The organism is Ruegeria sp. AE3, from assembly GCF_056542225.1.
In genome coordinates, this window is record NZ_JBQFZL010000030.1 from 1 (window position 1) to 9,820 (window position 9,820).

The 9,820-nt window shown below is 56.3% G+C and carries 8 protein-coding genes and 1 pseudogene; 7 read left to right on the forward strand and 2 right to left on the reverse strand.

Going from position 1 to position 9,820, the window contains the following annotated elements; all coding sequences use genetic code 11:
- Positions 1-187: 187 nt before the first annotated feature.
- Positions 188-1,081, reverse strand: coding sequence for a LysR family transcriptional regulator (locus ACR0NZ_RS20285; RefSeq protein WP_480521479.1), 894 nt, complete (start codon positions 1,079-1,081; stop codon positions 188-190).
- Positions 1,082-1,187: 106 nt separating this feature from the next.
- Between ACR0NZ_RS20285 and ACR0NZ_RS20290 the strand changes: the two genes are divergently transcribed.
- The 7 genes and pseudogenes from ACR0NZ_RS20290 (at position 1,188) to ACR0NZ_RS20320 (ending at position 8,545) form a co-directional block, all read left to right on the forward strand.
- Positions 1,188-2,156 (forward strand): NAD(P)-dependent oxidoreductase, encoded by a 969-nt coding sequence (locus tag ACR0NZ_RS20290; RefSeq protein WP_480521481.1) that lies wholly within the window; start codon positions 1,188-1,190, stop codon positions 2,154-2,156.
- 66 nt (positions 2,157-2,222) lie between these two features.
- The gene (locus ACR0NZ_RS20295; RefSeq protein WP_480521483.1) at positions 2,223-2,822 is read left to right on the forward strand and encodes an HD domain-containing protein; all 600 of its coding nucleotides are present in this window, start codon (positions 2,223-2,225) and stop codon (positions 2,820-2,822) included.
- Positions 2,823-2,827: 5 nt separating this feature from the next.
- Entirely contained in the window at positions 2,828-3,670 is an 843-nt protein-coding gene (locus tag ACR0NZ_RS20300; protein WP_480521485.1) for a 3-methyl-2-oxobutanoate hydroxymethyltransferase, read from the forward strand.
- A gap of 95 nt (positions 3,671-3,765) precedes the next feature.
- A complete protein-coding gene (locus tag ACR0NZ_RS20305) occupies positions 3,766-4,701 on the forward strand; it encodes a sterol desaturase family protein (protein WP_480521487.1) in 936 nt (311 codons plus the stop codon).
- Positions 4,702-4,709: 8 nt separating this feature from the next.
- Entirely contained in the window at positions 4,710-6,137 is a 1,428-nt protein-coding gene (locus ACR0NZ_RS20310) for an aldehyde dehydrogenase family protein (protein ID WP_480521489.1), read from the forward strand.
- A 26-nt stretch (positions 6,138-6,163) separates the two neighbouring features.
- A complete protein-coding gene (locus ACR0NZ_RS20315) occupies positions 6,164-7,789 on the forward strand; it encodes an ABC transporter substrate-binding protein (RefSeq protein ID WP_480521491.1) in 1,626 nt (541 codons plus the stop codon).
- 46 nt (positions 7,790-7,835) lie between these two features.
- Positions 7,836-8,545: pseudogene (locus ACR0NZ_RS20320) on the forward strand (IS6 family transposase).
- A 215-nt stretch (positions 8,546-8,760) separates the two neighbouring features.
- Here ACR0NZ_RS20320 and ACR0NZ_RS20325 read toward each other — a convergent pair.
- Positions 8,761-9,648, reverse strand: coding sequence for a LysR family transcriptional regulator (locus ACR0NZ_RS20325; RefSeq protein ID WP_480521493.1), 888 nt, complete (start codon positions 9,646-9,648; stop codon positions 8,761-8,763).
- Positions 9,649-9,820 lie beyond the last annotated feature (172 nt).

Below are 9,820 nucleotides of genomic sequence, written 5' to 3' on the forward strand. Positions count from 1 at the left end.
CCCGTCTAGGTCGTGCGACCTATGAACGTGTCGCATAACGAACCGGGGAAAGGGGCAAATGCGGCCCAAGCGCTATTCGTGCAACGCGGTCTCGGAGAAACGAGACGCGGGACAAAGCAGACACTCCGCTCAAATAGTTGGATGTTTTGTTTCGCACTTATTTCTCTATCGAGGCTGGGCAGAACTACTAGCAGTTCCGCAGATATTTTCGAAACAGTTCAACTTCGGGGACAAGCGCTTTGTTGGCGTCTGGGGTTACCAGATACAGCCCCTGCCTGGACGTGATTGTCAGGTTTGACAGCTGCACAAGAAGCCCGGTTTCGACAAAGAACGCCGCAAATCTCTCAGCCAGCAAGCATATGTGCGGGCCATGCGAGGCAATGACTGCTGCCGCAACAGAACTATCAGTGGATATCCGGTTTTTGTGCGCTTTTGGCCGTTCTCCCAATAGGTGGCTACGAAAAAAGTCCCCCCATTGATCCTCGATACCAACGATATGAACGAGAGGTCTAACTGCAAGATCTTCAGCAGTTACTAGCGTTGGCATTGTTTCCCGCGTCTTGGGAGAACACAAGGGAACGAGATCATCATGAAACAGCAGTTCGGCTCTGTAGCCCGGCCAATTCCCATGCCCTAGGCGCAGTTCTATATCCGCTTCGTCCGCCTGATTATCAGCCCAAACGGAAGAACTCATTCGGATTTCGATGTTTGGAAACTCACGGGAGAACTCCTGAACAATGTTCGACACCCAGATCGCTGAGTACGACAATGGAGCGCGAACTGATAGCCGGGTCGGCTGTCGAAGGCCGAAAATGCTGGTAGTTGATCCCATTATTTCCGCAAACGCACGTCGAATTGAAGGCAAGTACGCCTTTCCGTTTTCAGTCAATCTCAGCCCTCGCGGCAAGCGCACGAACAGCGCATAGCCCAGATGGGCCTCCAACGCTCTTACGCGGTGGCTTATTGCAGATTGAGAAAGGTTCAATTCCTCAGCCGCGGCCATGAAGTTCTCATGCCGGGCCGCAGCTTCGAAAGCCTGCAGTGCGGGAAGTGGCGGCAAGCTGGTTCTGGTGTCAGACATATAGCCTCCAATTTTTAGACCCCTTAGGGCACAAAGAGTTCTTTTGACTGATACCCAATTGCCCCGCATCGTCAAGAGAACTGTCACGTTCAAGAAAGAATCAAGAATGCGCGTCGGATTTATCGGTTTGGGAAACGTAGGGGCAAAACTGTCGGGCAGTCTGTTGCGCAACGGGTTTGACGTCATCGTCCGCGACTCGGATCAAGCTGCGGCTCAACCCCTTCTGGATCAGGGAGCGATCTGGGCTGAAAGCGGCCGCGCGTTGGCCGAAGCCTGCGATGTGATCATCACTTGCCTGCCGTCACCCGTGGTTTCCGCCAAGGTGCTGGAAGAAGAAAACGGCGTGTTGGAAGGCATCTCAAAGGGCAAGATCTGGCTGGAGATGTCCACCACCGAAGCCGAAGACGTGCAACGTCTGGGGGCCTTGGTTGAGGCCAAAGGCGGTATCGCGATGGACAGCCCCGTTTCCGGCGGCTGCCATCGTGCCTCAACCGGCAATATCGCCATCTTTACCGGCGGCAAACGCGAGGCGTTTGAACAGGTGCTGCCGCTGTTGTCGACCATGGGCCGTCAGATCGTGCATACGGGCAAGCTGGGATCGGCCTCGGTGCTGAAAGTGATCACCAACTACCTGGCGGGCGTGCAGCTGGTCTCCACCGGTGAGGCCTTTATGGTCGCCAAAAAGGCAGGCATTGATCTGGCCGTGGCCTATGACGCGATCCGGGTGAGCTCCGGCAATTCCTTTGTGCATGAAACTGAAGGCCAACTGATCCTGAACGGCAGTTACAACATCAACTTCACCATGGATCATGAGGTCAAGGATGTGACCCTGTTTGACGATCTGGCCAAGTCATACGGCGTTCCGGTCGAGCTGTCGCCGGTCTGTGTGGCCGCGATGGAGGACGGGCTGAAACGCTATGGCCCGCGCGTGTGGTCCAGCCAGGTGGTCAAACGGCTTGAGGATGATTGCGGCACCGACCTGCGCGCGCCCGGTTTCCCGGAATATCTGGTCGATCACGAACCCGAAGGCGCAGGTGCCGAAGTCGTGGTGAAACACCGCGCCTCTTACGAGTGATCTGCGCTGGCGACCGAAGCTTCTCCCCCTTCGGTCGCCAAACTCAAAATTGGAAAGGGCATAGCCATGGATAAGTCGCATAAATCCAGCTGGACCAGTTTCGGAAATGCCACCAAAGAAGATTTTCTGGCGGTGATGGACTATGAGGACACCTACAACGCGGCCCTGCCAGACCGGATACTGGACGCGCTCCGGTCGCTGGACGAAGAGTGGACCCCTTACCCCGTCAACCGCTATCAACACAGCTTGCAGGCCGCGACCCGCGCCTATGAGGACGGCGCAGACGAGGAAATCGTGGTTGCTGCTTTGGTGCACGACACCGGCGATATCCTGTCACCCTACAACCACGGCGAACTGTCTGCAGCGATGATGAAACCCTATGTCAGCGAGCGGACATACTGGATCCTGAAACATCACTGCGTTTTCCAGGGGTATTATTACAATCACTATCTGGGCGGGGACCGGAACGCGCGCGACAAGTACAAGGACAGCCCCTATTGGGAAGACTGCCGGTACTTCTGTCATGAATATGACCAATGCGCCTTTGATCCGGATTACCCAACAAAACCGCTGGAATTCTTCGAGCCAATGCTGCGCCGTATTCTGTCCAAGGGCGAAGGGCATATGGAGCTGAATGAGACTGCGGATGAACCGGTTGCGGTGTAACAGGCATGGTCAAGTCCAGACGCATATACACCTATGGCGGGCACGAAGCGTTGCGCAACCACACGGTAGCGGATTTTGTCGCCGGCAAGGGCGCACGCAAGTTTACGCAAACCACCTCCTATGATCAGGAAGAGGCCCGCGCGGCGCAAGCGGCGGGCATCGACCACCTGTCGATTTTGGACTCCGACGTAACTGAGATCCGTGCAGGCGCTCCGAACACGTTCATTACCGCCTGCCTGCCCGCAACGGATTTCGCAACCCATGACGAAATACTGCGGGCGGCGATCAAGGCCGCCGAAGCGGGTGCGGATGCTGTGTATACGATACGTTCGCTTGATGTTGTAGAAATGCTGGCCAAAGAGGGACTGGCTGTACAGGGCCATCTTGGCCTTGTGCCGAGACTGTCCACCATGATCGGCGGTTTAAGAGCTTATGGGCGCACAGCCGACGAGGCATTGAGCCTGCACCATGCGATGCGGCGGCTCGAAAATGCGGGTGCCTATGCCGTTGAACTGGAATGTGTCGCGCATGAGGTGATTGCCGAGCTCAGCCCCAGAACCGGGCTCGTCACCCATTCCATCGGGTCCGGTGGGGCCGCTGATGTGATTTTCATGTTTCAGGAAGACATCTGCGGCGACATCGACAACCCGCCACGCCATGCCAAGGCATTTGCCAACATGGCACCGATCCGCAAACAACTACAGGCCGAAAAACACAAGGGTCTCACGGCGTTTCGCTACGCGGTGCAGGATGGATCCTTCCCCGACGCCGCCCATTCGATTGCGATGATAGACGGGGAACTAACGAAACTCTGCGAGGCGCTGGAAGCGCTTTCTGCTGAAACCTGAGAAAGTTTGATCTGATGTCCGACACAGCGCACCAGCCTCAAGACGCAGAACCGGCCTCCATGAGCTGCGAATGGCACTACCATCCGGACTTGCCCGTGAAGTATGCACCCTATTGGGATTGGCCTCCGAAACCGATGAAGCTGTTGAAATGGCTGTGGAATACCTATTTTCAGTTCTCGGATCGCGCGATCTATCTCGCGCTTGCCTTCGTGGTTGCATATTGGCTGCAGCCAGTTGCTCCGGATCAGACCTCGTTCGGTTTTGGGTGGGCGGCCTGGGTTGTCCTGCGCAACTATCTGGCGGTGATTGCGGTGGCGGGTGGTTTGCACTGGTGGCTTTATATCCGCAAAGGGCAAGGCAACCGGTTCAAGTATGATCCGCGCCCGATACTGCCGCGCAAGAACGCATTGTACAAATTCGACTATCAGCTGCGCGACAACATGTTTTATGCGCTGGCCTATGGTGTCCCGATCATGTGCGGCTTTGAGATCGGTATGCGCATGGCCATTACCAATGGCTGGGTTGCGCCGGTGAATTTCTGGGATCACCCGATTTATTTTGTGCTGCTGTTCCCGGCTCTGGCAGTTTGGCAGAGCTTTCATTTCTATGTCATTCACCGGGCGATCCACTGGCCACCGCTCTACCGGCATGTCCATTCGATCCACCACCGCAATGTCAACACGACGTCGTGGTCGGGCATGTCGATGCACCCTTTGGAGCAGCTTCTCTATATCAGCTCGGTGCTGATCCTGTTGGTTATCCCGGCCCATCCGGTGCATCTGATGTTCCTGCTGTACTGGCTGGTTCTGGGCGCAATCTCGGCGCATGCCGGATACGAGACGCTGTTTGTCAAGAACAAGGAGCGGCTGGATATCGGGTCGTTCTTTCACCAGCTGCATCACCGTTACTACGAATGCAACTACGGCAACTCTGAAATGCCGTGGGACAAGTGGTTCGGCACCTATCACGACGGGTCCGAAGACGCGACGCGCGTCACGCGCGACCGCAAACGGAAAATGCACGCGAAATGAGCAACTTCATGACACCAGAGAATTTCTATATCAACGGCGACTGGGTCACCCCACTTTCTACGTGCGCATTTCCTGTTCTGAATCCGGCCACAGAAGAGCGGATCGGGACGGTCTATCTGGGGAACGAGGATGATCTGAACAGGGCGGTGGCCGCCGCGTGCGCAGCATTCGAAAACTATTCACAAACTTCTCGTGATGAGCGGATCGCACTTCTGGAACGTTTGCTGCAGATCAGTGAAGCCCGGCGCGAAGATATGGCGCAGGCGATGAGTGCGGAAATGGGCGCACCGATCACAATGTCGCGCGACGCCCAGGCAGATACCGGTATTGGGCATCTGCGGGGCATTCTAGAGGCACTGAAGGCACAAGACCTGCGTGAGGTCTTGACCAATGGGGACGTTTTGGTGCGCGAACCCATCGGCGTTTGCGGATTGATCACACCCTGGAATTGGCCAATCAATCAGATTGCCCTCAAGGTGCTTCCTGCGCTGGCGGTCGGCTGTACCTGCGTTCTGAAACCTTCGGAACACACCCCTCTTTCTGCCACTGTTTACGCACAGATGATCCATGACGCAGGGTTTCCTCCTGGTGTGTTCAACCTGATCCATGGTGACGGCGAGAAAATTGGATCGGGCCTTTCGCGCCACCCCGATGTGGACATGATGTCATTCACCGGATCGACGCGCGCCGGGATTGCTGTGACCAAAGAAGCCGCCGATACGATCAAACGGGTGACACTGGAACTGGGCGGAAAATCTCCCAATCTAGTCTTTGCCGATTGCGGCGACGATCTGAACGAGCGGGTCACAGCATCAGTTTTGGAATGCATGTACAACACCGGTCAAAGCTGTGATGCGCCCACCCGGATGCTGGTCGAGCGCCATTGCTATGATCGTGTGCTGGAGTTCGCAAAATCCGCCGCCGAGGGGCAAATGGTCGGCGATCCGGTGCAGGAAGGCGATCATATCGGACCATTGTTTGACCGGATTCAGTTTGACCGGGTGCAGGACATGATCGAAACGGGCATTGCCGAAGGAGCGACCCTGTTGGCTGGCGGGCCCGGTCGCCCTGGCGGGTTTGATCGGGGGTGGTATGTGCGGCCCACAGTATTTGCCGATGTCACCAATGATATGGCCATCGCCCGGCAGGAAATCTTTGGCCCGGTGCTGGTGATCATCCCCTTTGAGGATGAAGAGGATGCGATCCGCATCGCCAATGACACGCCCTACGGTCTGGCCGCATATCTGCAAACCGGTGATCCGGACCGTGCCGAGCGTGTTGCCGCCCGGCTAAGGGCCGGCGCCATCCATATCAATGGCGGGGGTTTCAATTATGGCTCGCCCTTTGGTGGATACAAGCAATCGGGCAACGGCCGAGAGGGCGGGATGTTCGGGCTTGAAGACTATCAGGAAATCAAGACGCTTCACTTTGGGTGAGGCGCAATATCCAGGGAGGATACCAAATGAACGAATCCCGTGAAACCCGCCCGATAGTGGCCAAAATGGCGGACGCTGTGCGCCGCGGTGAAATGAGCCGCCGCGAATTCATTGCGACGGCCAGTACATTTGGGGCCAGCGCAGCAACAGCTTATGGCTTGCTGGGAATGAGTGCCCCGGCGCAGGCGGCAACCGGCATTCCGCAAAAGGGCGGCGTTGCGAAAATCGAGATGCGGGTTCTTGCTCTGACTGAGCCGCGCTTTCAGGATTGGGACCAAGCCAACAACGTAAGCCGCCAGTTCCTTGAGCCTCTGGTGCGCTGGGAACTCGACTACAGCTTTGGCGGTGTATTGTTGGCAAGCTGGGAGGTTAGCGATGATGCTAAAACTTATACGCTAAACCTGCGACAAGACGCGATCTGGAACAACGGCGACCCGTTCACTGCCGATGATGTTGTCTTCAACATCGAACGCTGGTGTGACAAGTCCGCCGAAGGCAACGCAATGGCATCCCGTTTTGCCAGCCTTATCGACGAAGAAACGCAAAGGGCGGGCACAGGTGTCATCGAGAAAGTTGATGAATACACCGTGCGCCTTAATCTGCCCCGCCCCGATATCACGCTGATCGCGGCGATGGCTGATCATCCCGCGCTGTTGGTCCATCCAAGTTTCTCGGGCAGTATCGTGGATACGCCTATCGGCACGGGACCGTTCGAATTAGTGTCCCACATGGTTGGGGAAAAGGCTGTGTTTAAACGGCGGGATAACGGTTGGTGGGGTGGTCAGGCTCATCTCGCCGGAATTGAATTCGTCGATTATGGCACCGATCCTTCGGCAATCGTCGCTGCGTTCGAGGCTGGTGAAATCCATGTCAACGACAATACCTCTGCCGATTTCGTCGAAGTCCTGGACGGGCTTGGCTTGGTGCGGAAAGAAAAGGCGACCGCAAACACCATCGTTGCCCGCATGCGCGCTGACAGCGCCCCTTATGACAATGCCGATGTTCGGCGCGCCATTCAAACGGCGGTGGACAACAATGTCGTGTTGGAACTAGGCATCAACAATACCGGCGTCGTCGCTGAAAACCATCATTGTGCGCCCTTTCATCCGGAATACGCGGAAATCAGCAAGCCCGAGTTCAACCCAACCAAGGCCAAGGAACTGCTTGACGCCGCCGGCCACGCCGATACGGAGTTTGAGTTGATCTCGTTGGATGGTGACTGGCGGCAAACCACGACTGATGCGATTGCGGCGCAGCTTCGTGATGCCGGTATCAACGTGAAACGAAAGATCATTCCCGGCGCGACTTTTTGGAATGACTGGACCAAGTATCCGTTCTCGACAACCAATTGGGGCGCCCGCCCGCTCGGAGTCCAGATATACGGTTTGGCCTACAGGTCCGGAGAACCTTGGAATGAATCCGGTTTCAGCGATGCGGATTTCGATGCAATACTGAAAGAGGCGGTCGGGATTGCCGATCCTGAGAAACGTCGGCCTCTGATGGCAGAGATGCAGAAAATCCTGCGAAACAGCGGCGCCATCATTCAGCCTTTCTGGCAGAGTCAGTACCTGCACCATGTTCCGGAGTTGAAGGGCTATGAGCGGCACCAGCAGTTCGAGGCACGCTTCGACAACGTTTGGTTGGAACAGTAGGCATTGTCAGGTTGTTGAAGCGGTCTCGTCGTTGTAGCGCGCTGCCATGTTGAATCTGTGTGATCTTTCCCGCCTCAAGAGTTTTCGTTTCCCGCGCTCGGTCATTGGCTGCGCGGTCTGGGCGTACCATTGGTTTGCACTCAGCCTGCGTGATGTTGAGGATCCTTTGGCCTCTCGCGGGATCGCGGTTTCTTACGAAACTGTCCGGGACTGGGTGGCACGCTTTGGGGCTCAGTTTGCCGTAAAGGTCCGACGGGATCGACCGCTTCCTGCTTGTAAATGGCATCTCGATGAGGTCGTGGTGCCAATCAAAGGGCGTAAACACTGGCTCTGGCGCGCGGTTGATGCCAACGGTGACTTCTGGACGTTTTGATTCAATCCCGCCGGAACAAAGCTGCCGCAAAGCGCTTTTTCAGGAAACTATTCAAGGTTTGGGGCCGACCAAGGGTAATTATCACCGACAAGCTGCGCTCCTACGGGGCGGCAATAGCGGAACTGGCCCCAGGGATTGAGCATCGCCAGCACAAGGGGTTAAACAATCGCGTCGAGGCTTCACACAGACATACGCGACGGCGAGAGAAAATAATGGGCTGGTTTAAGTCGTCCGGTAAGGCACAACGGTTCTTGTCGGTCCACGATCAAACCGCCGCACTATTCCGCCCCAAACGCCACCGTCTTTCAGCCGGTTCCTACCGCCACGCCCGAACCGATGCCTTCGAGCTTTGGACCGAATATGCAAACGACTTGGCCGCTTGAATCCAGCACTCCACCCCGCTCTTGCCCGGCGCAAAAAACAACCTGACAATGCCCCACCGAGACCAGCCGTCCGATGCTGCGACTAATTCTTCGAAGTTTTTTAGGCAAATCGGATTAGCAGCCCTTGGGTATCGTCGAGCCGACGCTCATGCGAAAAGCGGCGAAACCGTGGTGAGAGCCCGGAGCAACCGTTCGCTCGTAAAGCTCAGGCGACTTCAGTCCGACACTGTAATGACTTCGGCTTTCGAGCGGAGCCACTTGATGAATGCCTGCACTTCGGGGCGTTGCTGTCCTGGCGAGGTTTCGATGTGGTAGACACCAAAGAGCGTCTCAGAAGCGAGCACAGCGATCCGGCCAGCCGCGATGTCTTCCGTAAAAAAGGCGCGGGCAGTATAGGTGATGCCATCGCCGCGTCGGACCGCTGGCATGATCAGGTTGCCCGGCATGTGGTTAATCGCCAAAGGTCGCTTTAGGACGATGCCATGAAAAGTGAACCACTCCGCCGCCTCGTTAGTCCCTAATTCCTGCAGCCAAGGTAGGTCGGCAAGCGACTTGTAGTCTGAAAGATCACGTGCCTCGATCAGCGATGGCGCACCGATGACAACCATGTCTGTCTTGAGGACAGCCTCGACATCCGGCTCGGCTCGCCTTTGATCACGATACCTTATGGCGACGTCGATCCCACCCGGCCTGAGCTCAACGATCTGTGACGTCGGATTGAGCATCAGGGTGATTTCTGGATTCGCCCGCTGGAACTCGCCGACCCTCGGCATGAGCCACTCAACAGCGAAGGCTGGTGGCATAGTCACTTGTACCGGCCGGAGTGCGGCTTCTTCACTTATGCGCTCCACGCCGCGGCTGATGATATCGAAGCCTGCTTCCAGATCTCGTGCTAATCGGGCGCCTGAACGCGTCAGCTCAATGCCGCGACCGACCCGATGGACTAACGCAATACCAATTCGGTTTTCGAGCGCTTTGACCTGCTGGCTAACAGCGGCCTGTGTAACGTTCAGGTGGTCTGCGGCACCTGCATAGCTGCCTGCAGTAGCTACGGCAGCAAAGGCGCGCAGGCTGTTCAATGGCGGGAGTCTCAACCAGTCCATATAATAGATTTTCTAATGTTACGACAGGATTAATGAGTCGCATGAAGTCAAAAATTTAGCAATATGCCTATCATTGGGGCAGTGCAGTTGGAGGATCGGATGATGGAAAAGCTAAAGGGTGGATGCTATTGCCGCGCCGTACGATACGAGATTTCCGGTCGGCCGGAATGGT